The 26281-nt window shown below is 68.9% G+C and carries 25 protein-coding genes; 18 read left to right on the forward strand and 7 right to left on the reverse strand.

Annotation, left to right across the window (positions count from 1 at the left end):
* Together A6048_RS18205 and A6048_RS05695 are read right to left on the reverse strand one after the other, a co-directional pair.
* The gene (locus A6048_RS18205) at positions 1 to 669 is read right to left on the reverse strand and encodes a hypothetical protein (RefSeq protein ID WP_146166361.1); all 669 of its coding nucleotides are present in this window, start codon (positions 667 to 669) and stop codon (positions 1 to 3) included.
* The gene (locus A6048_RS05695) at positions 666 to 2306 is read right to left on the reverse strand and encodes an RNA-directed DNA polymerase (RefSeq protein WP_146166362.1); all 1641 of its coding nucleotides are present in this window, start codon (positions 2304 to 2306) and stop codon (positions 666 to 668) included. The genes A6048_RS18205 and A6048_RS05695 overlap by 4 nt, the downstream gene beginning before the upstream one ends.
* A 52-nt stretch (positions 2307 to 2358) precedes the next feature.
* On the opposite strand from A6048_RS05695, the gene A6048_RS05700 reads away from it, so the two are divergent.
* The 4 genes from A6048_RS05700 to A6048_RS05715 all read left to right on the forward strand — a co-directional run bounded on the left by A6048_RS05700 (position 2359) and on the right by A6048_RS05715 (position 6404).
* Positions 2359 to 2943: a hypothetical protein gene (locus A6048_RS05700; protein WP_146166363.1), complete on the forward strand. Its 585-nt coding sequence runs from the start codon at positions 2359 to 2361 to the stop codon at positions 2941 to 2943.
* Between the two features lie 141 nt (positions 2944 to 3084).
* Positions 3085 to 4260, forward strand: coding sequence for a cytochrome P450 (locus tag A6048_RS05705; RefSeq protein WP_107748178.1), 1176 nt, complete (start codon positions 3085 to 3087; stop codon positions 4258 to 4260).
* Positions 4261 to 4438: 178 nt separating this feature from the next.
* Entirely contained in the window at positions 4439 to 5746 is a 1308-nt protein-coding gene (locus A6048_RS05710; RefSeq protein WP_200837333.1) for a TrkH family potassium uptake protein, read from the forward strand.
* Positions 5739 to 6404, forward strand: a complete 666-nt coding sequence (locus A6048_RS05715) for a potassium channel family protein (protein WP_107748179.1) — start codon at positions 5739 to 5741, stop codon at positions 6402 to 6404. Before A6048_RS05710 ends, A6048_RS05715 begins: the two co-directional genes overlap by 8 nt.
* A gap of 84 nt (positions 6405 to 6488) precedes the next feature.
* Here A6048_RS05715 and A6048_RS05720 read toward each other — a convergent pair whose 3' ends face one another.
* Together A6048_RS05720 and A6048_RS05725 are read right to left on the reverse strand one after the other, a co-directional pair.
* Positions 6489 to 7694, reverse strand: coding sequence for a calcium/sodium antiporter (locus A6048_RS05720; RefSeq protein WP_107748180.1), 1206 nt, complete (start codon positions 7692 to 7694; stop codon positions 6489 to 6491).
* 123 nt (positions 7695 to 7817) lie between these two features.
* Entirely contained in the window at positions 7818 to 10001 is a 2184-nt protein-coding gene (locus tag A6048_RS05725; protein WP_107748181.1) for a RecQ family ATP-dependent DNA helicase, read from the reverse strand.
* A gap of 188 nt (positions 10002 to 10189) precedes the next feature.
* Between A6048_RS05725 and A6048_RS05730 the strand changes: the two genes are divergently transcribed.
* Positions 10190 to 11107, forward strand: coding sequence for a serine hydrolase domain-containing protein (locus A6048_RS05730; RefSeq protein ID WP_159110255.1), 918 nt, complete (start codon positions 10190 to 10192; stop codon positions 11105 to 11107).
* Between the two features lie 68 nt (positions 11108 to 11175).
* A complete protein-coding gene (locus tag A6048_RS05735) occupies positions 11176 to 11787 on the forward strand; it encodes a class I SAM-dependent DNA methyltransferase (RefSeq protein ID WP_107748444.1) in 612 nt (203 codons plus the stop codon).
* A 42-nt stretch (positions 11788 to 11829) separates the two neighbouring features.
* Here the strand turns inward: A6048_RS05735 and gad are convergent, their stop codons facing one another.
* Positions 11830 to 13242 carry a glutamate decarboxylase gene (gene gad / locus A6048_RS05740; RefSeq protein WP_107748183.1) on the reverse strand — a complete coding sequence of 471 codons (1413 nt, stop codon included), beginning with the start codon at positions 13240 to 13242 and terminating at the stop codon, positions 11830 to 11832.
* Between the two features lie 174 nt (positions 13243 to 13416).
* On the opposite strand from gad, the gene A6048_RS05745 reads away from it, so the two are divergent.
* The 11 genes from A6048_RS05745 to holA all read left to right on the forward strand — a co-directional run bounded on the left by A6048_RS05745 (position 13417) and on the right by holA (position 24353).
* Entirely contained in the window at positions 13417 to 14301 is an 885-nt protein-coding gene (locus A6048_RS05745; protein WP_107748184.1) for an SDR family NAD(P)-dependent oxidoreductase, read from the forward strand.
* A 38-nt stretch (positions 14302 to 14339) separates the two neighbouring features.
* Positions 14340 to 15650, forward strand: coding sequence for a glutamate-5-semialdehyde dehydrogenase (locus A6048_RS05750; RefSeq protein ID WP_235027411.1), 1311 nt, complete (start codon positions 14340 to 14342; stop codon positions 15648 to 15650).
* 61 nt (positions 15651 to 15711) lie between these two features.
* Positions 15712 to 16593, forward strand: coding sequence for an AAA family ATPase (locus A6048_RS05755; RefSeq protein WP_107748186.1), 882 nt, complete (start codon positions 15712 to 15714; stop codon positions 16591 to 16593).
* Positions 16594 to 16620: 27 nt separating this feature from the next.
* On the forward strand, positions 16621 to 18051 hold the full coding sequence (locus tag A6048_RS05760; RefSeq protein ID WP_107748187.1) for a vWA domain-containing protein: 1431 nt from the start codon (positions 16621 to 16623) through the stop codon (positions 18049 to 18051).
* 56 nt (positions 18052 to 18107) lie between these two features.
* The gene (gene nadD / locus A6048_RS05765; protein ID WP_182641283.1) at positions 18108 to 18824 is read left to right on the forward strand and encodes a nicotinate-nucleotide adenylyltransferase; all 717 of its coding nucleotides are present in this window, start codon (positions 18108 to 18110) and stop codon (positions 18822 to 18824) included.
* Positions 18821 to 19264, forward strand: a complete 444-nt coding sequence (gene rsfS / locus A6048_RS05770) for a ribosome silencing factor (RefSeq protein WP_107748188.1) — start codon at positions 18821 to 18823, stop codon at positions 19262 to 19264. The genes nadD and rsfS overlap by 4 nt, the downstream gene beginning before the upstream one ends.
* A gap of 7 nt (positions 19265 to 19271) precedes the next feature.
* Positions 19272 to 19973 carry a histidine phosphatase family protein gene (locus A6048_RS05775; RefSeq protein WP_107748189.1) on the forward strand — a complete coding sequence of 234 codons (702 nt, stop codon included), beginning with the start codon at positions 19272 to 19274 and terminating at the stop codon, positions 19971 to 19973.
* Positions 19970 to 20800 (forward strand): DegV family protein, encoded by an 831-nt coding sequence (locus A6048_RS05780; RefSeq protein WP_107748190.1) that lies wholly within the window; start codon positions 19970 to 19972, stop codon positions 20798 to 20800. The genes A6048_RS05775 and A6048_RS05780 overlap by 4 nt, the downstream gene beginning before the upstream one ends.
* Positions 20801 to 20850: 50 nt before the next feature.
* Positions 20851 to 21786, forward strand: a complete 936-nt coding sequence (locus A6048_RS05785) for a ComEA family DNA-binding protein (protein WP_107748191.1) — start codon at positions 20851 to 20853, stop codon at positions 21784 to 21786.
* On the forward strand, positions 21783 to 23288 hold the full coding sequence (locus A6048_RS05790; RefSeq protein ID WP_107748192.1) for a ComEC/Rec2 family competence protein: 1506 nt from the start codon (positions 21783 to 21785) through the stop codon (positions 23286 to 23288). Before A6048_RS05785 ends, A6048_RS05790 begins: the two co-directional genes overlap by 4 nt.
* 87 nt (positions 23289 to 23375) lie before the next feature.
* Positions 23376 to 24353, forward strand: a complete 978-nt coding sequence (gene holA, locus A6048_RS05795) for a DNA polymerase III subunit delta (RefSeq protein WP_107748193.1) — start codon at positions 23376 to 23378, stop codon at positions 24351 to 24353.
* A gap of 115 nt (positions 24354 to 24468) precedes the next feature.
* Here holA and rpsT read toward each other — a convergent pair whose 3' ends face one another.
* Both rpsT and A6048_RS05805 read right to left on the reverse strand, forming a co-directional pair.
* The gene (gene rpsT / locus A6048_RS05800) at positions 24469 to 24729 is read right to left on the reverse strand and encodes a 30S ribosomal protein S20 (protein ID WP_107748194.1); all 261 of its coding nucleotides are present in this window, start codon (positions 24727 to 24729) and stop codon (positions 24469 to 24471) included.
* Positions 24730 to 24935: 206 nt separating this feature from the next.
* Positions 24936 to 25484: a type II toxin-antitoxin system PemK/MazF family toxin gene (locus A6048_RS05805; protein ID WP_107748195.1), complete on the reverse strand. Its 549-nt coding sequence runs from the start codon at positions 25482 to 25484 to the stop codon at positions 24936 to 24938.
* Positions 25485 to 25519: 35 nt separating this feature from the next.
* On the opposite strand from A6048_RS05805, the gene A6048_RS05810 reads away from it, so the two are divergent.
* Positions 25520 to 26242 carry an EthD domain-containing protein gene (locus tag A6048_RS05810; RefSeq protein WP_107748196.1) on the forward strand — a complete coding sequence of 241 codons (723 nt, stop codon included), beginning with the start codon at positions 25520 to 25522 and terminating at the stop codon, positions 26240 to 26242.
* The last annotated feature ends 39 nt before the right edge of the window (positions 26243 to 26281 follow it).

Consider the following 26281-nt stretch of genomic DNA (forward strand, 5'->3'; position numbering starts at 1 on the left):
TCATCGCGACAATTCGGCAGACGTCATCTCCTCGACTAAGTCTTCTAGGAGACTAACTGCTGGTTTTCCGGCGCATGCGAAAGCGATTTTGGAAAGGGAGCCGCTGAAGTAGTAACCCGCGCGGGGATTGAATATGGTCAGAACTTTGGTTGAACCTCCAACAGAGTATACAAGCGCGGCGTAGGCGAGTGCCTGGCGGAAATCGATACTGCGGAATAGGCGGCGTACCGACTTGACTTCAATAATTTCCGACTGGCGAATGATGTCGATGTGGCCGGACCTCACCACTCCGCAACCCGGGACTTGATGCAGGAAGTCCACCGGGGATCCCGAACCCAGAAAATTCTGGACTCCGGTACACAGCGCAAGCACCTCCTTCCCCTCTTGTTCGGAGAGCGGTGCTCTTGCGCTTTCTCCTCCCGGAAGCGCAGTAACAAATTTTCGGGCTGCGTCCTCCGCTCGCGGTAGCTCCAACGGTTGTCCGCCAAGACTAGCGAGACGAAAAGCTGCTTCTGCCACCAGCGCTGCGCGTTCAGGTTCGCAATGCTGTTCAACAGAGTTCCCAGAGAAGCGCAGATTTCGATTCGCCCAACGAGAAAACTCTGGAAGGGTCGGTGTGCATTTGTGCCACGTTGAATCCAAGTTTACAAATTGACCGATGCTTATCATAGTGGCACGTCCCAATTCGGGCGGGATACACGACCAGAGAACCAGTCCCTGAAAATGAGCTCGGGTTTCGGGAGTTTGCGGACGGTTGGCCTGCGCCAATGATCGCCTTCGTCTCCCAGGCGATATGACGAGATAAGAAATGCCCTCTTAACCCAAGGCCTATAGCCCGCATAGTAGTTCTTCTGATCGCTTAGCCAGTAGGTTGCTCCCCAGTTGGCCATAATTAGGATAATGTCTCTTTGGATTGTTGGCGAAGGCGATCCAGCATAGCCGTGAGCAGAATTGAACAGGGAGACGAGGAGCTCTTCGTTCTCAACTGAGTGGCGGGTGGCGAGTGTGCGAATCATGTATTGTAGGTTGAGGTCGACCTGCGCCGAATGATGCCTGTTCTGAATCAGCCCCCGAATGCTCTCGTGAATCCTCTCAACTGCGGAATCATCTTGGAAGTTTTCTAACGCTGATCTTGTGGCGATTAAGACTTGTGGGACCACCGGCCAGAGGTTTCCGATGTTCTCAATCATTGACTCGATGGCAGTAATTCGTGGAGCCTTATCCATGAATTTCACCGCTTGCACCAAACGTTTAGTCGTCGCTGTGTGTATACGGTCTTTATTGAACTCTGCATGGAGGAGGCTCAAGACATCAAATTTTGCAATTTGTTCCTTGGTTGTCTCAAAATCGTGTTCGGCAGTATCGGAATAGGGGTCATAGTTTATTTGTATTCCCAGGAAGGCTTCTGCGCTTCCGGGGATAGGGTCGGCAGGGTCGAGAGTTGACAGGTACTCGGCGGATTTCTGCACTCGGGTCTTGTTCTTCTGAAGCGACAGTCCCTCGTTACGAAGGAGCTTCTCGGATAGGAACCCTATGGTTTGATATGCGGATTCTAGGTCGTCGACAAAAAATCTGTAGTCGTCGACGTAGCGGCAGAATTCTCCTATGCTCGGATTTCTCGCTAGTAGTAGATCGGTCCTTGATAAAACCAGTTCGGCGAGTACTCGTGCGGCTGCCCCACCGACGGGCAAGCCGTACGAGGTGCCATTGGACAGGTTTCCCAAGATGGCCATTATCTGTTTTGTTCGAACCCCGTCGGGGTCTGCAACTCGGAGAGCGTTCTCTATTCGATGATGATAAATCCTCGAGTAGAAATCGGCGATGTCGACAGACACGACATACTTGTGGTCTTCCGAAAGGTTGCGGCATTGTTCTTGGAACTGCCTCCATCCGCCTTCGGCGAAAATTCTGTCGTCAGTAGTTGTGAGTCGATAGGAGAAGACCCGCTTTGCGTCAACAGGCAATCGCATTTGCTCAATGGTGGGACTTAGTTCAAGAACGCAGGCCAGAAAATATGCGTTCCAAACTGGATCGATTTGTGTGGCCCAACGGAATCCTGCATAGCCTGTTGGGGATAGCGTCGAGAAGTGCTCAACCGGGTAGTCGGTTATAGTTTGTTCGAAATCAACGGACATTTCGACCAGTAACTCAGCAAAGCCTTCGGGATCCTCTCGGATGGCGTTCAATTCGAAAGGGAATGGAAATATGTCGGTGTCTCCGAAAATGACGACGTTCTGTAAAGCGCGTTCAGCTGCATGCTTGGAGAGTTTCACTTGCTCAACTTTCTTGCCGGATGCGGTCGGCACGGGGTTTCCTAGAGGTTAGCCCTCGGGTGCGATGGCAGGGACAAGACGGCTATTGCTCCCGCTAATCGCAAGTGGCGAGCAGACTCTGGAGCCGTTCAGCTACTCGGTCGTGTACTTCGCCGTCGTTGTCATCTATTTCACCTACGCCGCGGACGTCCTCGGCGGCACCGACCTGCCGGCGATCGCGGTCTCGGTGGTCTACGTCCTGATCGGCGCCTGCGGTCTGGTGGCGCTGGCCACCGGCGCCATGGCGGGGCGGTGGGGCAGCAGTCGGGTCGCCGCGATGTGCCTGGTGATCGTGGCCCTGGCGTTGGCGCTGCTGGGCGTAGCCGGCGACTCCATTGTCACAACTGTGATCTCGGCAGGCGTCTTCGGCGTGGGGTACATGGCGGGCTCGGCGGTGTTGGCGGTGTGGACCGCCGAGCTGGTCCCCGATCGCGCGGGAGCGGCATTCACGGCGTGCCTGGTGGTCGGAGCGGTGAGTTCAGTCATCGCGCCGGCCCTCGCCGGGGCCGTGATCCCGGCCCTGGGCCTCGGTGCGCTGCTCCTGACGAGCGCCGCGGTCTCACTGGTCATCGGAGTGGGGCTGGTACTGCTCGGCGGAACCCGGGGGAGCGCCACCGCTCTCGTCGCCTGAGCACGTCGTCCCCGAATCCTCGGCCCCGGTGGAACCACGGCCGCGGTGGAACAACGGCGTCCCCGAATCCACTGTGTCTCTGAAAACGCCGTGTCCCTGAAACCACCGTGCGGCACGAGCTCGTGCGCGAGGGTGGCAGGTATGCAGAGCGCGGGCGACGTCATGGACCTCCTCGACCCGTCACGTGTGTCGCCGGGGATCGAACGGATCGGGGACTCGTCGTTCTTCGCCGTCCGGTCCTGGGACCTCATGGTGGAGGCGACGGGCCGGGTCGAGGACTTCTCGTCCAACCTCACCGCGACGATGGTCGTGGGGCCGGACGGGGAGGTGACCGAATTCCCCGTCGCCGAACTGGGCTCCCCAGTGCACGTGTTGGCCACCGCGGACGGGGAGGTCCACCGGGCCCACCGGAAGTTGGTCATGCCGTCGATCTCCCCGCGCAAGCTCCGGGCCTGGCGGCCCTTCATCGACGATCGGCTACGTGAACTCTGGTCGGAGCGCTGCCGGGACGGGGGCATCGACTGGGTCAAGGACATCGCCGAACGCCTCCCGGCCTCGGTCGTCGCGAAGCTCATGGGGCTGCCCCAGCAGGACGGGGACCGGCTGTGTGAATGGGCGTTCGCCAGTACGCGGATGCTGGACGGGATGGTCTCGGCCGACGAGCTCGACGACTCGGTCCGATCGGCCGGGGAGCTGATCGAGTACCTCTCCGGCACGCTCACAGAAGCGCGGGCCACTCGACCGGCCTCGGTGCTCGGAGACCTCGCGCGTCTGGTCGACGACGCCGACTTGACCCACGAGGTCGCGGTGCAGGTCCTGGTCCAGCTGGTGGCGGCCGGGATCGAGTCGACTGTAGGACATCTGGGTTCGCTGGTCTGGCGCCTGGGGCAGCACCCGGAATGCCTGGACACACTGCGGTCGGACCCCGCCGCCCGCCCGCTCTTCATCGAGGAGACCCTGAGGCTGGAGGCGCCGTTCCGTGGGCACTACCGACACGTCACCAGGGACACCGAACTCGGCGGGGTCGGACTCGCGGCGGGCACGCGTCTGTTCCTGCTCTGGGGTAGCGCCAACCGGGATGACCGACAGTTCAGCCGACCGGGTCAGTTCATGCCTGACCGGGGGGAGGGGTCGCACCTGTCGTTCGGGCGCGGGATCCACTTCTGCGTGGGGGCGGCGCTCGCGCGGCTGGAGTCGCTCGCCGCACTCGACTTCCTCCTGGGCCTCGACGCGGTCCCCGGGATCGACGCCTCCCGGGCCGAGTGGCACCAGAGTCTGCTGGTCCGTCGGCTCCAGTCACTGCGCATCACCGTGTGAGACGGCGGCCGGTGAGGGACGCCTCTCGGTTGCCGGTCGTGGTGGGTCTGTGGAATGGCAGTTCCCGGCTGTAGGTCTACAGTCTGTGTTCGTGACTGGTGGGTACAGACTGGTGTCGCCGTCGGGGCTGAGGCGGTTGTCCGGCTGGGCGGTACTGAGCCCGGTCAGGGTCGTGGCGATGAGTTTCGCCGCGGCGATCGTGGTGGGTACCGCGTTGTTGCTGCTCCCCGGGGCGGTCGAGCCCGGTAGCAGCACGAGCGTGACGGAGGCGCTGTTCACCTCCACTTCAGCTGTGTGTCTGACCGGGTTGATCGTCGTGGACACCCCTGTGCACTGGTCGGGGTTCGGGCAGGGGGTCATCCTCGCGTTGATCCAGGCCGGCGGCCTGGGGATCATGACCCTGGCCTCGATGGTCGGTCTGATGCTGGCCGATCAGATCGGGCTCAAGGCCCGGATGAACACCGCAGCCGAGGCCCGGGCCTCGGAGCTCGGCGACGTCCGCGGCGTCGTCATCGGCGTGATCCGGTGGAGCGTGTTGATCGAGCTGGTCACCGCGGCCGCGCTGACGCTCCGCTTCGCACTGGGCTACGACGAACCCGCGCTGCGGGCACTGTGGCTCGGGGTGTTCCACTCGATCTCGGCGTTCAACAACGCCGGGTTCGCCCTCTACAGCGACAACATGATCGGGTTCGCCACCGACCCGTGGATCTGCGTACCGCTGATGGGCGCGGTGATCCTGGGCGGCCTCGGGTTCCCGGTTCTGTTCGAGGTGGGGCGGCGGTTACGACGGGCGGCACCGGGGAGCCGGTCGCGGGCGGGCTGGACCCTGCACACGCGACTGACCGTCTCGGTCACGGCGGTACTGCTGGTGTTCGGCTTCGCCGCGGTCCTGGCGCTCGAGTGGGCCCGCACCCTGCAGACCTACAGTGCGTCACAGAAAGTCCTGGTTGCCGCGTTCCAGGGCGTGATGCCCCGGACAGCCGGGTTCAACAGCGTCGACTACGCAGATTTGGACGACGCGACGCTGTTGGTCACCGATGTGCTGATGTTCATCGGCGGGGGCAGCGGTGGCACCGCCGGCGGAATCAAGGTCACCACCTTCGCCCTGTTGCTGTTCATCATCATCGCCGAGGTCAGGGGCGAGAGGTCGGTGACCATTCTCGATCGCCGAGTCGACACCCGGGTGCAGCGTCAGGCGCTGGCGGTGGCGTTGATCGGAATCGGGCTCGTGATGACCTCGACGATCGTGTTGCTGGCCGGGACTCCCTTCGGGCTCAACGAGCTGCTGTTCGAGGTCACCTCGGCGTTCGCCACGGTGGGGTTGTCCACGGGGATCACCGCCGAACTTCCACACTGGGGACAGTGGATACTGATACTGCTGATGTACCTCGGTCGCATCGGCCCTATCACCATGGTCAGCGCCCTGGCCGCGCGCCAGCGTGGCCGCAGATACGACCTTCCCGCAGAGAGGCCCCTCATTGGCTAGACGACGAGCTCCCGATGCTGTCGTAGTGCTCGGACTTGGCCGGTTCGGCAAGTCCCTGGCCCTGGAGTTGATGGCACAGGGCGCAGAAGTGCTGGGAGTGGACTCCAGCGATGCCGTGGTGCAGAAGGTCTCCCACCGTCTGACCCACGCGGTGGTGGCGGATACCACCGACGAGGAATCGTTGCGCCAGTTGTCCGTGCACCAATTCGACCGGGCGGTCGTGGGCATGGGCTCCGATCTCGAGGCCAGTCTGCTCACCGCGTCGGTGCTCATCAACCTGGGCGTGCCCAACATCTGGGCCAAGGCCACCAGTAACTCCCACGCCAAGATCCTGACCCAGATCGGCGTCCACCACGTCGTGCGACCCGAGCACGACATGGGTAAGCGGGTCGCCCACCTGGTGCGGGGCCGGATGATCGACTACATCGAGTTCGACGACGGCTTCGCCATGGTCAAGACGTCCGCGCCGGCCTTTGCTCTCGGCCACCCCCTCGGACAGACCAACATCCGCACCGACTTCGGAGTCACGGTGGTCGCCATCAAGCGCCCGGGGGAGGGCTTCACCTACGCCACCGCCGAGACGGTCCTCACCTCCGGAGACACCATCATCGTCTCCGGAAGGGTCCGCGACACCGAGCGATTCGCCGAACTGTCCTGACTCCCGAGGTCGGGGTCGTTCCGGGTTGTCCGGTTTCTGCGACCACAGCGCTCCACTGATACAGCCCGCTACTGATACAAAGCTCTACTGATCCGGGACGAGGTGCCGTCGAGCCTGTCTCCGCCCCCGGAGCACACCGAGTTCGTAGGTGGCCAGCACGATCAGCCACAGAGCGGTGAAGGGGATGACAAACCAGAGCATCGCGGTACTGAACGGCTCCAACGCATCGTGGTCGGACGCCTGGAGCACCACGTACAGGATGTAGGCCGCATAGAACCCGGAGAAGAGGAGACCCTCCCAGCGTGTGATCGCCATACCGGTGAACGCGATGGGAAGAAGGGCCAGCGCAACTGCCACCATGATCGGCAGGTCGAAGCGGATGGCCCCCGCAGCGACCTCGATGGGGGTGATGAGCGAGGTGATGCCCAGAACGGCGCCGATGTTGAACATGTTGCTGCCGACGATGTTCCCCACGGCGAGGTCGCGCTCCCCCCGGTAGGCGGCAACGAGGCTGGTCGCGAGTTCCGGGAGGGACGTGCCGATCGCCACCACGGTGAGACCGATGACCAGATCGCTCATGCCCCATGCCGCAGCGAGGTCGCTCGCTGCGGTGACGAGCAGACGTGCGCCCACGACGAGCATGAGAACGCCGAGGGCCACCAGTGCGCTGCTCTTGAGCACCGAGTGCGACGACCCGACGTCCGCCGAATGTTCGCCGCCGGTGCCCACTCCGACTCCAGCGCCCTCGTCGACCGGGTGCTCGCCGCCGGTGTCGGCTCCGGCGCCTGCGCCCTCGTCGGCCGATCCGACCTCTGCCGTGTCGGTCGGGTCGGCGCCGTTCCTACGCGAGATGACCACGGTCGCCACCACGTACGCCACCATGCCGGCGAGCAACAGCAGTCCGTCGAGCAGACTGATCACTCCGTCGAGAGCGACCAGCAACAGCACGATCGAGAATCCCACCATGATGGGGATGTCGACGCGCACGATTCGGGACTTCGCGACGAGCGGCGCGATCAACGCCGTGAGCCCCAGGATGAGCAGGATGTTCGCGATGTTGCTGCCCACCACGTTGCCGACCGCCAGGCCCGGGTAGCCGCTCAGGGCGGCGTCGACGCTCACCGCGAGTTCCGGGGTCGAGGTGGCGAAGGCGACGACTGTCAGCCCCACCACCAGCGGAGAGATCCCCAGGGTGCCGGCCAGTCTGCTCGCGCCGCGAACCAGTAGTTCTCCGCCCGCGACCAGCAGGACGAATCCGACCGCGAGCGCGGCCACCGTCAGGATGCTCATGTCAGATCCCGCGGGCGGGAGGTGGTGAACACCGGCCCGAGGTGCCGTGTCAGAACCGTTGAGGAGTCCATGGCCGCGATTATCCCGTGTCGTGGGCTCCGCCGCTGCTGCCCACCCGTTGATTCAGCCCGCGGTGGCCACCGCCAGGGGCAGGACGGCAGGGGCCCCGGTGGATCGCAGGTGCCTGGCGGCTTCCGTGGCTGTCCAGCCCGTTCCGAACAGATCGGTGACCAGCAGGACGGGCCCGTCGGGAACGGTGGCCGGGCCCGTGAACGTGCCCCACAGCTGAGCTACCCGATAGGCCGAGTTCTGGGCGGTCACCGGTGGGAGCGCGGCGTCGCGGGTCAGCTCCCCGAGGTGGTCCATGCGGCCCATCTGGGCGAGCGCCCTGGCCAGACTCCCCACGAGGATCGGCCGCTCGCCGGTGAGCAGGGCCGCCACGCCGGTGGGGCGCTCGTCCCACCCCCAGTCGCGCAGAACCGGGACGCAGGCGCGGACCACCCAGTCGGGCGCCTCCTGGTCGGGCTCGGCGAGCAACCCTCGTAGCTTCTGGCCCAGCCCGAGGTCGGTCAGGCGCGCCAGCGCCCGGCCCTCGGCGGGGCCGTCGGTGATCTTGCCCTTGAGAGGTACGTCGAGCCGCGCGAGCCCGGTGGGCCACTGCCGGCGTGGGGGCAGGACCACCCCGGGACGCTCCAGCGCCTCGCGGGCCCGGGTCAGTGCGCTGGCGTCGACGGCGGTGGTCCTGCGTTCGCCGGTGCAGTTGTCGCAGCGCCCGCACCCGTCGGAGGCCGGGTCGAGGGTGGGGTCGTCGAGCTGGGAGCGCAGGAACTCCATTCGGCACGAGTCGGTCCGCTCGTACTCGATCATCGCCGCCTGCTCGGCCTTCCTCGCCTCGGCCAGACCCGCGTAGCGCTCTGCGTCGTAGTGCCACTGCCGCCCGGTGGAGATCCAACCGCCACGGACCCGCTGGACCGCGCCGTCCACGTCGAGGACCTTGAGCACCATCTCCAGGCGGGTCCGGCCCAGATCCACCGCGGGTTCCAGGGCCTGGGTGGACTGCGGGCGGTCGGGTTCGAGTGCGTCGAGGACCCTCCGGACCACGTCCTCGGCCGGGAAGGCCAGGGAGGCGAAGTGGTTCCAGATGGCCCGGTCCTCGGGGCCGGGGAGCAGGACCACCTCGGCCCGGTCGGCCGCGCGGCCGGCGCGGCCGATCTGCTGGTAGTACGAGATGGGGGAGGGAGGGGCGCCCAGGTGCACGACGAATCCCAGGTCCGGCTTGTCGAACCCCATGCCCAACGCGGACGTGGCGACCAGCGCCTTGACCTCGTTGTCGAGCAGGGCGCGCTCGAGCTCCTCGCGCTCGGCGGCGTCCGTCCGGCCGGTGTACGCGCTCACGCGGTGCCCGGCGGAGGTGAGTAGCTCGGCCATGTCCTCGGCTGCCGCGACGGTCAGGCTGTAGACGATCCCGCTACCCGGCAGGGACTCCAGGTTCTCCACCAACCAGGCCGCGCGCCGCTCCGAGTCGTCGATCGCCACCACCGACAACCGCAGCGACTCTCGGTCAAGCCCGCCGCGCAGCACGAGAGTGTCGGACTCCGCGGGGTCGCCCGCATCCGTGCCCGGGTGACCGGACCCAACCGGTCGCTCGCCCACGCCGAGCTGCTGCGCCACGTCGCGCACCACACGGTCATTGGCCGTGGCCGTGGTGGCCAGTACCGGGACACCCTCGGGCAGGTCGGCCAGGAGCGTACGGATCCGGCGGTAGTCGGGTCGGAAATCGTGCCCCCAGTCGGAGACGCAGTGGGCCTCGTCCACCACCACCAGTCCGGCGTCTGCGGCCAGGGCGGGCAGAACGGTGTCGCGGAAGTCGGGGTTGTTGAGCCGCTCCGGGCTGACCAGCAGCACGTCCACCTCGCCGGCGCGCACCGAGGCGCGCACGTCGTCCCACTCGGTCATGTTGGAGGAGTTGATGGTGGCCGCCCGCACCCCGGCCCGGGCGGCCGCCTCGACCTGGTTTCGCATGAGCGCCAGCAGGGGCGAGACGATCACCGTGGGCCCCGAACCGAGTTCCCTCAGCAGGCGGGCGGCGATGAAGTACACCGCCGACTTGCCCCAGCCGGTGCGCTGGACCACCAGGGCACGCCGGCGGTCGGCCACGAGCGCTTCGATCGCCGTCCACTGGTCCTCGCGAAGGGCCGCACCCTGCCCGGCGAGCGCGGTCAGCAGTTCGTCAGCGCGCGAGCGGAGAGCGTGGCGATCGGGTCCGGTGGTGGAGACGGCGCTGGGAAGAGAGGACATGTAGCCCATCGTGCACCACTGTTCAGACAGGGTTGATGCGGCGGATGGCTCGATGCAGTTGACTCGAGGTCATGGGTGGCGAGGATCTCGGGTCGGAACCCCGGACGAGCGAACGCGAGGGACTCGTCGAGAGGGCGGCAGAACGGCTGGCGCGCCGCCGGGTCGGACTGGTGGTCGGAGGAGGACCGGCCGGCGACATGTCTTTCGCCTACCGAGGTGACGACGGTCGCGGGGAGGTCCCGGACGCGGATACCTTGTTCGAGATCGGGTCGATCACCAAGACCTTCACCGCGCTCCTGCTCGCCGACGGCGTGATCCGAGGGGACTGGCGGCTCGACACCCCGGTTCGTGAACTCCTCCCGGCCGGTGTGGAGGTTCCGAGCCGGGACGGGGTGGGGATCACCCTGCAACACCTCGCGACCCACACCTCCGGGCTCCCGCGGTCACCGGTGCATCTCGGGCTCCGGGAGAATGCCGCCTACCTGCGCAAGGGTGCCGACCCGTACGCGGAACTGACCGAGGACGGTGTGCTGCAGGGTCTGCGCGACGCACGGCTGAAGCGGGTGCCCGGACACGGCAGACCGAAGTACTCGAACCTGGGTTTCGGCCTCCTGGGTACCGCGATGACCACGGCGACCGGAGTGACCTACGGCACGCTGGTCCGAGACCGGGTCTGCGGCCCGCTCGGGATGATGGACACCGTCGTCGACGCCCAGATGACCACCGATCAGCGTCGACGGACGGCGGTGGGATTCCGGAGTCGTCGTCGCACCGCCGAGCCCTGGCCCCTGGCCGGTCTCGCAGGCGCGGGTGCACTGCGGTCCACGGCCTCGGACATGGTCCGGTTCCTCGCGGCGCAGGTTAACCCGGCGAGTGCCGAGCTCGGTGACGCCATCCGCCTCACCCACGCCACACCACCGGGTGGGCCGGAGCAGATGGGGCTCGGGTGGCACCGTGCGGGGGATCGGACCCTGTGGCACAACGGCGGGACCGGCGGATTCCGGTCCATCGCGATCATGGGTCAGGACTCCGGCACCGTGGTTCTCGCGCTGGTCAACCAGAACCGGGGCGCGGACCTGACGGCGTTCCGACTGATGCGCCAGCTGGACGGCTGACGTCGAGGCGCCCGCTGGGCGGGTGACGTCGACACTGGGCGGGGCACAGCGTGGTCATACTGGGAACCATGACACAGACGTGGAAGAAGATCCTGGAAGCCGACCCCGGGCACTCGCATCGGTACGCCAGGCGGTGGGACGACATGGTGGCCGAGGGCGTCGACATCGACGGCGAGGCGCGGTTGATCGATGCGATGGCACCGCGTGGCGCCCGAATCCTCGACGTGGGGTGCGGTCAGGGCCGCACGGGTGCGTACCTGCACGAGCGCGGACACCGGGTCACCGGCGTGGACCTCGACCCGCACCTGATCGAACGGGCGCGGGAGCTGTGCCCTGAGGCCACCTGGGAGGTGGCGGACCTGGCCGCCGACGGGTGGGCGGCCGGACCCTTCGACCTGGCGGTCTCCGCCGGCAACGTCCTGGCGTTCGTCGACCCCGCCGACCGCGGAGCCGTGCTGGCCAACCTCGCCGCGCGACTGGTGACGGCGTCCGACGACGACGAGGGACGGCCCGGGCGGCTCGTGGTGGGATTCGGTCTCGACCGCGGGTGGTCGAGCGAGGAGTTCGACGCCGACGCCCGCGAGGCCGGGTTGGAGCTGGAGCAGCGTTGGGCGACGTGGGACCTCCTGCCGTTCAGCGAGGACAGCGGCTTCATGGTCGCCGTACTCGTGCGCCCGTAGCTCAGATCACTCGACCTCGGGCCACGGTGTCCCCCGGGCCTCTCAGTGGTGGAAGTGCGATCCGGCGCCCCGGCGCGGCATCGGAGAGTCGAGCTCGTCGAGGAACGACACCTCGCCGGCGATGTCCTTGATCAACGCCGAGGCCAGGTCGCGGCTGAGGCCGACGCGGACCACGATGCGCAGCACGGTCAGGTGCGCCAGGTCGTCGGCGAGGGGATAGGCGGGCACGAGCCAGCCCTTCATCCTGAGTCGATCCGACAGGTCGTAGAGGGTCCACGTGTCCGTGTATCCCTCCTTGAGCCGCCACGCGAAGACCGGAATCGTGTCGCCTCGGCTCACCAACTCGAACGGGGCGAGCTTCCCGATCTCGGTGGACAGGAACTGTGCGACGTCGAGGGATCCCTGTTGGACCTGGCGGTATCCCTCCCAGCCGAGCCGGAGGAACATGTAGTACTGCAGCAGGACCTGCGCCCCGGGGCGCGAGAAATTCAGCGCGAGGGTCGGCATGTCACCGCCGAGGTAGCTGCAGTGGAAGATCATGCTCTCCGGGAGAGCCTCCGTATCGCGCCACACGATCCAGCCCACACCGGGATAGACGAGTCCGTACTTGTGGCCGGAGGTGTTGATGGACACGACGCGCTCGACGCGGAAGTCCCACTCCAGATCGGGTTGGCAGAACGGCGCGACCATCCCGCCGGACGCGCCGTCGACGTGGATCCTCACGTCGAGGCCGGTGGCCTCCTCGATCTGGTCGAGCTTCCCGGCTATCTCCGCGACCGGCTCGTAGGCACCGGTGTAGGTGACGCCCATGATGGCGACGACCCCGATCGTGTTCTCGTCCACGTACTTCTCGAGATCGTGGCCGTCGAGCATCGGGTGCTCCGCAGAGATCGGCACCCAGCGGGGCTCCACCTCGAAGTAGTTGCAGAACTTCTCCCAGCAGACCTGCACGGCGGTGGACAGGACGATGTTGGGGCTCTCCGTGGATTCGCCCCGGGCCCTGCGCCTGGCCTGCCAGTGCCGCTTCAGTGCGAGCCCACCCAACATGCAGGCCTCGGAGGAACCGATGGTGGAGGTGCCGATGGAGTCCTGCACGTCCGGCACGTTCCAGAGATCGGCGATCATCCGCCAGCACCGTTCCTCGATCGCGGCGGTCTGGGGGTACTCGTCCTTGTCGATCATGTTCTTGTCGACGGTCTCCGCGTACAGGCGCCTGGCCTCGTCGTCCATCCACGTGGAGACGAACGTGGCCAGGTTGAGCCGCGCGTTGCCATCGAGCATCGCCTCGTCGTGCACGATCTGATAGGCCGTCTCGGGCAGGGCCTGGCCCCTCGGAAGTTCGAAGCGGGGCAACTCGGTGGCCTCGCCCGGACGGACGAACACGGAATTGAAGTCCAGCGACGCACCACCCTCGTTGGTGGTGTGGCGTGCGGAGGTGTGAGGGACGTCGGCCACTGTCTCTCCTCGGATCGGAGGTGGTTCCGTGGTGACCCATCGGATTTCAGAGTGTGCCATCGATCACAGCGGACCGTCGCCGTCTTCGCGAGGAGACGGTTCAGAGCAGCGACAGGACGCCTCACGGTCCGGTAGACCCACCGCACAGACAGCTGCCCCAGCACACTGGGCTTCATGAGCGCACAGAAGTGGACCGTGGACTGCATGCCGGACCTGACCGGCAAGACCGTCATGGTGACGGGTGGCACGAGTGGTATCGGCAAGGAGGCGGCACGCGAGTCGGCGCGTCGCGGCGCCCACGTGGTGCTCCCGTCCATCACCCGCGCCGAGGGGGAGTCGGCGGCGGCCGAGATCGGTGGTTCGACGGAGGTCCGGGAGCTCGACCTGAGCCGTCTCGGCGACGTGCGCGAGTTCGCGGCGGGGTACACGGACCCGATCGACGTGCTGCTGGACAACGCCGGCCTCATGAGCAGGACCCGCAGGGAGACCGCCGACGGTGTCGAACTGCACCTGGGGGTCAACGTCCTCGGGCCGTTCCTCCTCACGGAACTGTTGCTGCCGCGGATCCGGGAGCGGGTCGTGATCACGGCCTCGATGGCCCACGCCAAGGGCCGGATCGACCTCGATGACCCGCATTTCCGCCGGCGGCCCTACTCGATGGCGGCCGCGTACGCCCAGTCCAAACTCGCGTGCATGCTCTGGGGCCTGGATCTGCAGAACCGGCTCACCGCCGCCGGATCAGCAGTCGACGTCCAGCTGGCGCACCCCGGGTTCGCCGCCACCTCGATCCTCGACCCGACCCCGTTCCCGCCGGTCAACGCGATACTCACCCTGCTCGGTCGACGGATCGTGCCCACCGCGGCCGACGGGGCCCGACCGCTCCTGTACGCAGCGACGGAGGTGCTCCCCCCGGCCTCCTACATCGGCCCGTCGGGTTTCCGCCAGATCGCCGGGGCTCCGGGCCCGTGCGAGCGATCCGCCCCGGCCGGTGATCCGGACCTCGCCCGTCGCTTCCGCGAGTTCGCCGTGCGCGAGACCGGGGCCGTCCCCGCCGTCTGACTGGTACCGGTGGCCTCGTCGGTCGCATCGGTAAGCTGGTGGTCATGACCACCAGCCAACTCGACGCCCCCGACCTCTCCGGCCAGACGGACGCCGATCGGCCCGCCATCGACCCGACACGCGAGGCCGTCCACGACGCGGCACGCCGCGCGCGGGCCGCCTCGCGTCAACTGGCGCTGCTGACCGCGGATCGCAAGAACGCGCTCCTGCTGGCAGCGGCCGACGCGCTGGTGTCCTCGCAGGCGGAGATCCTCTCGGCCAACTCCCGCGACATAGCGGAACAGGAGGCGGAGGGCACCGGCGAGGCCATGCTCGACCGGCTGCGCCTGACCGCTGACCGGATCGAGGGCATCGCCGGTGGTCTGAGGCAGGTGGCGGGGCTGGCCGACCCGATCGGCACCGTCATCCGTGGCTCCACCCGCCCCAACGGATTGCAGCTGCGTCAGGTCCGCGTTCCCCTGGGCGTGATCGGCATGATCTACGAGGGTCGCCCCAACGTCACCGTCGACGCGTTCGGCCTGGCGTTCAAGTCGGGCAACGCGGCGCTGCTGCGCGGGTCGCGTTCGGCCCGGCACTCCAACGAGGCGCTCGTGACCGTTCTGCGCGAGGTCCTGGCCCGCCACGAGCTGCCGGTGGACGCCGCGCAGTTGCTGCCGTCGGCGGACCGGTCGTCGGTGACGCACCTGATCCAGGCGCGCGGTCTGGTCGACGTGGTGATCCCCCGTGGCGGTGCGGGTCTCATCCAGACCGTGGTGGAAAACGCCAAGGTCCCGGCCATCGAGACCGGCACCGGCAACTGCCACCTCTACATCCACGGGGACGCCGATCTCGACGAGGCCATCAAGTTGCTGCTCAACGGCAAGACCCGGCGCTGCAGCGTGTGCAACGCCACGGAGACGGTGCTGCTCGACGAGGCCCTCGGTGACGCCGCCGTGGACCGCGTGGTGGGTGCGCTGCAGTCCGCCGGCGTCACCGTCCACGGCGACCGTGAGGGTCTGGTCCCCGCGGACGACGTGGACTGGGGTGAGGAGTACCTGAGCATGGACATCGCGCTCAAGGTGGTCGACGGTGTGGACGCCGCCATCGAGCACATCGCCCGCTGGTCCTCGGGGCACACCGAGGCCGTGGCCACCCGGAGCATCGAGGTGGCCGACAGGTTCTGCGCGCAGGTCGACGCCGCCGCGGTCATGGTCAACGCCTCCACCGCGTGGACAGACGGCGAGATGTTCGGCTTCGGCGCCGAGATCGGCATCTCCACACAGAAGTTGCACGCCCGCGGGCCCATGGGCCTCGAGGAACTCACCTCCACCAAGTGGATCGCCCACGGCAAGGGGCACGTGCGTCCCTGACGCCCGGTACCCGGGCCGACGGCCCACCACCAGCGACCTGCAGAACCGAAAGGACCCACCCATGGACCGAGCCAGGACCGCGCAACGACCGGCATTCGATAGCATCGACCACGTCATCGAGAGCCTCGGCGCGCAGGGCTACCTGGCCGACCGCTCGACCGCGACCGTGGTCTACCTGGCGGACCGGTTGGGAAAGCCGCTGCTCATCGAGGGGCCGGCGGGCGTGGGCAAGACCGAACTGGCCAAGGCCGTCGCCGCGGCCACCGAGGCCGAGCTCATCCGTCTGCAGTGTTACGAGGGCGTCGACGAGGCCCGGGCCCTGTACGAGTGGAACCACGCCAAGCAGATCCTGCGGATCCAGGCCGGCCAGGGCGAGGGATGGGACTCCACGCGCGACGACGTGTTCTCCGAGGAGTTCCTGCTGTCGCGGCCGCTGCTCACCGCCATCCGTCGGAGCGAACCCACCGTGCTGCTGGTCGACGAGGTGGACAAGGCCGATATCGAGATCGAGGGCCTGCTGTTGGAGGTGCTGAGCGACTTCGCGGTGACCATCCCCGAGCTCGGCACCATCGAGGCGATCCGCAAGCCGTTCGTGGTGCTGACGTCCAACGCGGCTCGCGAACTCTCCGAGGCGCTCAAGCGTCGCTGCCTCTACCTGCACCTGGACTTCCCGACCCCCGAACTCGAGCGCAAGATCCTCGGCTCGCGGGTGCCGGAGCTCGACGACCGGCTGGCCGAGCAACTGGTCCGGGTGGTCGGGGTACTGCGCGCCATGGCACTCAAGAAGGTGCCGAGCGTGTCCGAGACCATCGACTGGGGCCGCACCCTGGTCGCGCTGGGACTGGACACGATCGACGACGAGACCGTCCTGCAGACCCTCGGCGTGGTCCTCAAGCACCAGTCCGACCAGCTGCGCGCGGCCGCCGAACTGCGGCTCAACTAGCGTGCGGCGATCAGGAGGTCAGGCGAGATGATCACGCGTTCACCCGGCGGGATGTCCGGGCACCTCGTCGACTTCGTCGACGCGCTGCGACGTAAGGGCATCCCCGTCGGTCCGAGCGAGGCGGTCGACGCGGCCGCAGCGATGGTCCACATCGACCTGCTCGACCGCGCGGCGCTCAGAGAGGCGCTCGCCGCGACGATCCTGCACAAGCCCACCCACCGTGGCGTGTTCGACCAGCTCTTCGACCTGTGGTTCCCCGCCGCGATCGGGGCGCACGCCGCCTCGGACGGGGTGGCGCTCGAGGTGGAGATCCCGACGGACGACGACGGCAACGTGGACCCGGAGGCTCTCAACGAGCTCATCGCCTCACTGCTGCTGGAGGACACCGACGAGTCGCGGGCCAAGGCCCGGGCGCTGGCGGAGATGCTGGTCGAGCAACTCGGCTCCTACGACTCCGCCGGCGGCCAGCGGTTCTCCGCCTACCAGGCCCTCAGCCCGCTGGACACCGGCTCGATCATGCAGAAGATCCTCGACGGCCTGATGGGCGCCGACCCCTTCGACCCCGACGGCTCCACTCGGCACGCCGAGAAGTCCGCGGCCGCCAACTCCGCCGCGGACATGGTGCGGGGCTTTCTGCGCGAGGTCGCCGACGAGACCCGGCGCCGCACCGCGGAGACCGTGGGGCGCGACCGGGTGGCTGACTACGCGGTGGGCCCCGCGGCCGAGCAGGTGGACTTCCTGCGCGCCAACGACCAGGACCTGCAGGTGTTGCGACGGCGCGTGGGCCCCCTGGCCCGCCAGCTCGGCAGTCGCCTGGCCGCACGTCGTCGTCGTCACCGTCAGGGCGCGATCGACATGCGCAAGACGATGCGCCGGTCCATGTCCACCGGCGGTGTGCCGGTGGAGCTGGTGCTGCGCAAGCCCCGGCCGGCGCGGCCCGAGCTGGTGGTGCTGTGCGACGTGTCCGGGTCTGTCGCGGGGTTCAGCCACTTCACGCTCCAGCTGGTGCACTCCCTGCGCGAGCAGTTCTCCCGCGTGCGGATCTTCGCCTTCGTCGACACCACCGACGAGGTGACCTCGTTCTTCGAGACCGGTTCGGACCTGGGATCGGCGATGAGCAGGATGGTGCGCGAGGCCGAGATCGTCACCTACGACGGGCACTCCGACTACGGGCACGCGCTCGAGGGGTTCGCCGACCGCTACGCCCACACGCTCACCCGCACGGGCTCGCTGCTCATCCTGGGCGACGGGCGCAACAACTACCGCGACCCGTCCGTGGAGGCGCTGGAGTTCGTGAGCGAGCGCGTCGGGCACACCCACTGGCTCAACCCGGAGCCCAAGCGGCAGTGGGGGACCGGGGACTCGGCGGCCAGGCTGTACTCGCAGTACGTGCCCATGCACGAGTGCCGGAACGTGGAGCAGCTCACGGCGGTCGTCGCGGGCCTGCTGCCCGTGTGAGGGTGCCGACACGCGAGTAAGCGGAACGAGGGGCTTGACCGATAGACTCGGCGACCATGACCACGACGGGGACCGCCGCGGGCGCCGGGCGCCGCATCGGAGTGATGGGCGGGACCTTCGACCCGATCCATCACGGTCACCTGGTGGCGGCCAGCGAGGTGGCCCACCGTTTCGATCTCGACGACGTGGTGTTCGTCCCCACCGGCGAGCCGTGGCAGAAGCAGGGACGGACCGTCTCGCCCGCCGAGGACCGGTATCTCATGACCGTCATCGCGACGGCCTCCAACCCCCGGTTCTCCGTCAGCCGCGTGGACATCGACCGCCGTGGCCCCACCTTCACCGTCGACACCCTCAGGGACCTGCTGCGACAGAACCCGGGCACCGAGCTGTTCTTCATCACCGGTGCCGACGCGCTGGAGAAGATCCTGACCTGGCGCGGGTGGGAGGAGATGTTCGGGCTCGCCACGTTCGTCGGGGTGTCACGCCCGGGCTTCGAGTTGTCCGACACCCACCTCGCGGAGATCGGCGACGGGCGCGTGCACCTGCTCGAGATCCCCGCGCTTGCCATCTCCTCGACCGAGTGCCGACGGCGCGCGGCCGAGGACGTCCCGGTCTGGTACCTCGTACCGGACGGGGTCGTCCAATACATCGCCAAACGCAATCTCTACCGTCCCGAGGGCTCCACCAGGCTCGACGGGACTCCCGCCGCGACAGCTCCGGCACACCGCGAGCTCGTCCCCACCGAACCCCACACCGAGGAGAACCACCAGTGACAGCTAGCCCCGAGGCCCTGGAGATGGCGGGCGTCGCCGCCCGCGCCGCAGACGAGAAGCTGGCCACGGACATCGTCGTGATCGACGTCTCCGGCCAACTCATCATCACCGACTGCTTCGTCCTGGCGTCGGCCGAGACCGAACGCCAGGTCAACGCGGTCGTCGACGAGATCGAGGACAAGCTCCGCGAGGCGGGGCACAAGCCGCTGCGTCGGGAGGGGACGCGTGAGGGGCGCTGGGCGCTGCTCGACTACAACGAGGTGGTGGTCCACGTCCAGCACGTCGACGAGCGCGACTACTACTCGCTCGACCGTCTCTGGAAGGACTGCCCGGTCGTGGAGATCGAGGGTGTCGAGGCCGCGGGTCGGCCCGACGCCGCGACCAGCAGCGCCGACGATTCGCTCGCCCCGGAGGAGCCGCAGCGGGACCAGGGGCTCTGACACACCTGTGACCCGACGTCTCATCCTGCTGCGTCACGGCCAGACGCACTACAACGCCTCGCTGCGGATGCAGGGCCAGTTGGACACCGAGCTCAGTGAGCTCGGTGTCCAGCAGGCCCACGCGGTCGGTCGCGCCCTGGCGTACCGCCGACCGTGGACGATCCTCTCCTCCGATCTGCAGCGGGCACGCGAGACGGCTCGGGCGCTGGCCTCGGAAGTCGGACTCGACGTGCGGACCGATCCGCGCCTGCGGGAGACCGACCTGGGCACCTGGCAGGGGATGAGCCATTCCGAGGTCGACGAGCTGTGGCCCGACGCGAGGATGCGGTGGCGCAGTACACCCCGGTGGTCACCGCCGGAGGGGGAGAGCCGTCTCGACGTGGCCCGGCGTACCCGCCAGGTGGTCGACGAGCTCGTGGACGCCTCGCCCGGGTGGAACGAGCACCCGGCCGTCCTCGTGGCCCACGGGGGAGCGATCGCCGCACTCACCGCGGCTCTGATCGAGCTGCCGGTCGATCAGTACCCGATCTTCAACGGTCTCGGGAACACCTGCTGGGTGCAGCTGTCCGCCCACCCCCGTCCCGGTTCCTCCTGGGGTGGACAGCCCGCGGCGCCGGAGATCGGGCCGACGACCGACGGTGCCCGCGAGGTGCTGTGGCGACTCGACCAGTGGAACGCCGGTCTCACGCCCCCGGTGGTCCCGTCATGACCATCCGCCTGGTCACCGACTCCAGCGCCGACCTCCCCGAGGAGTGGGTTCGCGAGTTCGGCATCACCGTGGTGGGTCTGCACGTGGTCGAGGAGGGGGACCGCGCGGTCTCGACGGCCGCGGTCACCCCCGACGAGCTGACGGCCATCTACCAGGAGCTCCTCGACGACCCGGACTGCACGGGCATCGTCTCCGTCCACCTCTCGCGTGAGCTCTCCCGGACGTGGGAGTCCGCAGCCGACGCCGCTACGAGATTCGGGGGCCGGGTCCTGGTCTCGGACTCCCGGTGCGCCGGGATGGCGTTCGGCGCCGCTGTTGCCCAGTGCGCGTGGGCGGCGAACAACGGGCTCGGCCTGTCCGCCACGTACGAGCTCGCCGAGCGGATCTGCCGTGGGGCGTCCACGTTCGCCGCTCTGGAATCACTGGAGAGCCTGCGCCGAGGGGGCCGGATCAGCGCCGTCGCCGCGATCTTCGGCAGTGCGTTGGCCATGCGCCCGATCATCGTGCTGCGCAACGGTTCGGTCGACCTGGCCGCCAAGGCCCGGACCACGTCCAAGGCGCACGAGAGGTTGCGCGCGCTGCTGCGCGACGAGATCGGCCGCGGCGACGTGCTGGTGGTCGTCCACCATCACGAGGCCCCGGAGCGGGCTCAGGAGATGGCCACCGAGATCCGTAAGGAGACCCCGTTCCCCGAGCGGGTCCTCGTCGTCGAGTTCGACGAGGTCCTGGCCTGGCACCTGGGGCCCGGGACGGTGGGCGTCTCGGTGACCGACCTGGTGGACACCGGATTCCCCATCTCCGCGGTCTCTCCACAGGACGGCGACTGAGAGACCTCCGCGGGGCCGGGGTGGAGCGTCCTCCGGGCTAGCGTCGCCCCATGTTCCCCGACACCCGGACTCGTCCCGCGGATTCCGGTGATCCTGCTCGCGAGGCTGCGCTGCACCGGCTCTCGAGTGTGACCGCGCCGGTGGGTCCGGCCTCCGCTCCCTGGTCCGACGCGGATCCGGACGGCAGGCGACCCGAGCGGGTGCCGCCCGCGGACCCGGATCCGGCGGCGTGGGCCGACCCGCCGTGGTGGCGCCGGATCCGGTGGGCCCCGGACAGGGTCGCCGGCATCGCTCTGGTCGTGCTCGTGTTGGGACTCGGCGGGTTCTCCGTCCATCGCCTCCTGGCCGCGGTGCCCGAGGGATCGCCGGTACCGGATCTCCCGTTGGCCACTCCGGGGGTGACGGTCCCCGCAGACGGTTCGTCCGGCCCGGGGGCTGCGGAGGTCCCGGGCACGCCCGAGGTGGCGGCGCCCGACGAGCCGGTCGTCGTCTCGGTGGTCGGCCTCGTCGGACGTAGCGGGCTGGTCACGGTGACCCCGGGTGCGCGGGTCGCCGACGCCCTGGACAGCGCTGGCGGTGTCCTTGACGGCGGCGACCGCGACGGCCTCAACCTGGCGCGCAAGGTGGTCGACGGCGAGCAGATCCTCGTGGGCCTGGCCCCGGGACCCGACGGTCCCCGCGGTCCACGCAGTGGGATCGTCGGCGCAGACGACGCGCCGGTGGACGGCGGGCCCGCGCCCGGGGCAGGTGTCGGTGCCGGGGAGGGTGCCGCACCCGGGGCGGCGGCGGGCGGGGGTCTGGTCGACCTCAACACCGCGGATGCCACCACCCTCGAGACGTTGCCCGGGGTGGGCCCGGTGACCGCCTCGTCGATCCTTGCGTGGCGGGCCGCCAACGGTGCGTTCGCGAGCATCGATCAGCTGGCGGAGGTGGACGGCATCGGTCCGGTGACGCTGGCCCGACTCCGGCCCCTGGTCACGGTGTGAACGGCACCGGCCCGGCCGGCGGGACCGGCCCGGCCGACGGCGCCGAACCAGACCACGGCACCGGTCGGGCCGACGGCACCGGCCGCGGCCCGACTCCACCGGGGCGGGCCCCCGCCGCGCGGGACCTCCGGTTGGTGGTGCCGACGCTCGCGCTGTTCGTCACGACCGCGGCCACCCTGGGGATGCGGCCGGCGGCGGCCGTGGCACTCGGGGTCGTCCTGCTCGTCGCAGCGGCGATCGCGGTGCTCTGGTCGGGGGCCGTGGGCGCGGATGACCGGGTGGACCGCACGGCGCTGGGGGTCCTCGCGATGGCGTGCGCGCTCGGGGCGGTCGGCGCCGGGGTCCAGGCGGCGCGGACGCATGCCCTCGCCGCACATCCGTTGGTCCCGCTGGTGGACACCCGCACCGGTGTCGAGGGCGTGGTGACGGGATTCGACGGCCCGGTCCGCAGTGGGGGAGTGATGGTCCCGTTCCGTGTCGAGGCCACCGGGTCGGGGGAGTCGGTGCGAGCGGCCGAGCTCGATGTGGTGGTCCTGGCCCGCGAGGGATGGCGTGGGCTACCGCCCGGGACGCGGGTGCGGGCCTCGGTGGTGGTGCTCGAGCCACGATCGCCCGGCGATCCGCCGGCACTGCGCGCTCTGACCCCTCCGCGGGTGACGGGCGAACCGGGCCCGGCCGGCCGGGCCCCGGCCGCGGTGCGCGAGCGGCTACGCGTGGTCTCGGGCCGGGCGCTCGAGGGAGAGGCGGCGGGGTTGCTCCCGTCCTTCGTGCTCGGCGATGAGGGCGGCGTGTCCACGGAGACGCGCGACGAGTTCCGGGCCTCGGGCCTGGCGCACCTCGCGGCGGTATCCGGGGCCAACACCACCTACGTGGTGGGGGCGGTACTCCTGTCCGCCGCGGCTCTGGGCGCCGGACGCCGCGGCCGCATCGTCGCCGCGGGGGCGGCGCTCGCCGGCTTCGTCACGGTGGTGGGGCCGGAGCCCGCGGTGCTCAGGGCGGCCGGCACCGGAGTCATCGGCCTCGCCGCTCTCAGCTCCCACCGGACCGGCCGCCCACTGGCGGCTCTGGCCGGCGTGGTGTTGCTGGTGGCGATGCTCGACCCCGCCACGGCCACCGGGGCAGGGTTCATCCTGTCGGTCACCGCGACCGCGGCGCTCGTCCTGGCCGCCAGACCGGTGGCTGTGCGTCTGCGTCGTCCGTGGATGCCCGCGACCGTCGCGGACGTATTGGCGGTCTGCGTGGTGGCGCACCTGGCCACCCTCCCGGTGCTGGTGGCCACCGGACTGGAGTCGGGACCGTGGGCGCTGCCCGCGAACATCGCGGTGGCCCCGGTGGTGCCGCTGGTGACGGTGCTCGGGACCGCCGCGGCGGCCCTGGGGCCGGTGTGGCAGGACGGGGCCGTCCTGCTCGCGGCGGCGTGCGCCCCGGCGCTGTGGTGGCTCGAGACGGTCGCGGACATCGCCGTGGCCCTGCCGGGTTCGCCGGAGATAGCGCCCGGGTGATCCCGCACCTGTCGTGACGGACCTGCGTGGCACGATGTCGAGTGACGACGACGAGAACGAGATCGAAGACCACGACGAGGAGCGCACATGGCACCAGGCTCTGCACCCGCCACCCTGCATCTCGTCCTGGGCGAGGACGAGTTCCTCACCGAGCGCGCCACCTCCGGGGTCGTGGCGGCCGTGCGGGCCGCGGCACCCGAGGGGGAGGATCCGCCCGTGGTCTCCCGCCTGGGTGGGCCGGAGGTCGGTGCGCCCCAGCTGTTCGAGCTGCTCTCGCCGTCCCTGTTCGGCGAGGCCCGGATCGTGGTGATCACGGGGGCTGCCGAACTGGGCAAGGACGCCCAGGCGGCGGTGATGGGGGCCGCCGTCGACCTGCCGGACCAGACGGTCATGGTGGTCCAGCACACGGGCGGGGGCCGGGCCAAGACGCTCGTGCCGGATCTGCGTAAGGCCGGTGCGCAGGAGCATGCGGCCGGCAAGCTCTCCCGCCACATGGACGTGGTGGGGTTCGTGCGCTCGGAGTTCCGGGGCCTCGATGTCCGGGTGGCCCCGGAGGCGTGTGAGGCCCTGGTCGAGGCGGTGGGCACGGACCTGCGACAGCTGGCGTCGGCGTGCGGCCAGCTGGTGGCCGACACCGGGGGCAAGGTGGATGTCGAAGCGGTGCGCCGCTACCACTCCGGTGTGGTGGGAGTGAGCGGATTCACCGTGGCCGAGCGCGCGGTCACCGGGGATGTGGCCGGCGCCATCGAGGCGCTCGAATGGGCCATGCACACGGGGGTTCCGCACGTCGTTTTGGCGGACGCCCTCGCGGACGCCGTGAACTCGATCGCCATGGTGGGTACGCAGCGGGGCACCCCGCCTGCCGAACTGGCCCGGCAGGGCCTGCCTCCGTGGAAGGTAAAGAAGGTCACCGCGCAGACACGGTACTGGTCCATCGACACCCTCGGGAGCGCCCTCCAGGTGGTCGCCCGCCTGAACGGCGAGGTCAAGGGGCAGGCCGAAGATACCTCCTACGCACTCGAGCGGGCGGTGCGCGAGGTGGGATCACTGGCGGGTGCCACGTAGAACGCGACGAGGGCCCACCACGCGCACTCGAACAGTGCGGGGGTGGGCCCTCGGAGCCTCGTCGCGGCGGTCATGGCCGCGGGGCTGTGCTCCTCGCAGAAAGGAGCGGGTCGCCTCAGAGCGCGTTGACGGCCTTGGCGAGCGACGACTTCTTGTTGGCTGCCTGGTTCTGGTGGATGACACCCTTGGTGGCGGCCTTGTCGAGCTGACGCGAGGTCGCCACGAGGAGGGCACCGGCCTTGGCCTTGTCGCCGGCCTCGGTGGCCTCACGCAGGCTGCGGATGGCGGAGCGCAGAGCCGACTTGGTCGACTGGTTGCGGAGGCGGTTGCGCTCGTTGGTGAGGTTGCGCTTCTTCTGGGACTTGATGTTGGCCACTGGTCACACCTTTGGTCGTGTGTCGACGGTTCCTCAGAGGATCCGGTCGATCTGATGTCATGTCTCTAGTCCGTTCGGACACGCGTCGCGCGATCCGGTGGACACCGACGACCTACTTTACCAGCGGCGGCGGCACCAGCCAAAACGCGTGACGAGGCGGCGCACTCCCGGTCTGCTCCCCGGCCCGCGGCCCGCGACCACCGGCGTCAGCGCCAGCCGTAGTCCGAGCGCAGGCGGTCCGCGACCTGCTCGAACGTCGAGCGGGGGCAGATGGCGCCCTCGCGTCGGATCCCCTTCTCGGGTACGTCCAGCACCCGGTCCAGGCGGACCCAGCTCGGTCGGCCCTCCGGGTCCCACGGTCCGCTGCCGAGCCCCAGCCACCCCTCGTCGTCGTCCCGCTTGTCCTGTGAGGAGAGCTGCAGGCCGAGCAGACGTTCCCCGTCGCGGCCCACCACCAGGACCGGACGGTCCTTCCCGCGTCCGTCGGCCTCCTCGAACTCCACCCAGGTCCACACGATCTCGCCGGGGTCGGCGTGACCGTCGAGGTCGGGCGCGTAGGAGAGGGTCCTCGCGCGGCTCGACGTGGGCACGGTCCCGGACGTGGTGGGCCGGCCCGCGCCGACGGCGTCACGCGGCGCGGCGGGGGAGATCCCCCGATCCTCGAGGCGCCGACGCACCTCGAGAGCCACCGTCGGTCCGTACTTGCGGCTCATCCGAGCCGCGGTGCGACCCATCCGGGCCCAGTTGATCGCCATGTCCGCCAGGGTAACGGCATCTAGGATCCCGGTTCATGGACATGATCTTCGCGGTGGTGTGGTCGGACGACCCGGAACGGGCCGTGCCCGACGGGGCCGCGTTGCGGTCGGAGATCGCCCGGGCGGTCGACGGCCCGCTCGCGGACCTGGAGGTGACCGAGTACGTGGTGAACGTCCGTGACGACGCGGTGGCGGGCGCGATGATCGACGTGCAGGTGACCCCGCTGCCGGTCCTCGCGGCCGTCCGCGCACGGGTGCCGGCGGCCTCGGGCACGGCGTGCGCCGACCTTCTCGACGCCGTGCGCGGACTCGGCCCGGTCTCCGCGTGGTCGGTGACCGAATCGGAGCCGCTACCCGCCCCGGGCCCGGGGGAGGACGGAAGGTGCCCCGGGATGACCAACCTGGCCTTCCTGCGACGGCCCGGGCGGATGGACCGCGACGAGTGGCTGCGCATCTGGCTCGAGGAGCACACGCCGGTGGCGATCGAGACACAGTCCACCACCGGGTACACCCAGCACGTGGTGGTCCGCGCACTGACCGAGGGCGCGCCGGAGATCGCGGGGATCGTCGAGGAGGTGTTCCCGATCGAGGCCACCCGAGACCTCGGGGTGTTCTTCGACTCCCGGGGCAGCGACGAGCGGATGAGTGCCAACATCCAGGCCATGACCGCCTCGACCGCCCGGTTCCTGGACGACGGCGCGGTCGATGCGATCCCCACGGGCCGGTACGTGATGCGTATCCCGGGTCCGCGCGTGTGACAATGGGGTGATCGCCCGGTCGGACCGCACCCCGCCACG

It is taken from the genome of Dietzia psychralcaliphila, assembly GCF_003096095.1.
GTDB classification, from domain to species: Bacteria; Actinomycetota; Actinomycetes; order Mycobacteriales; family Mycobacteriaceae; genus Dietzia; species Dietzia psychralcaliphila.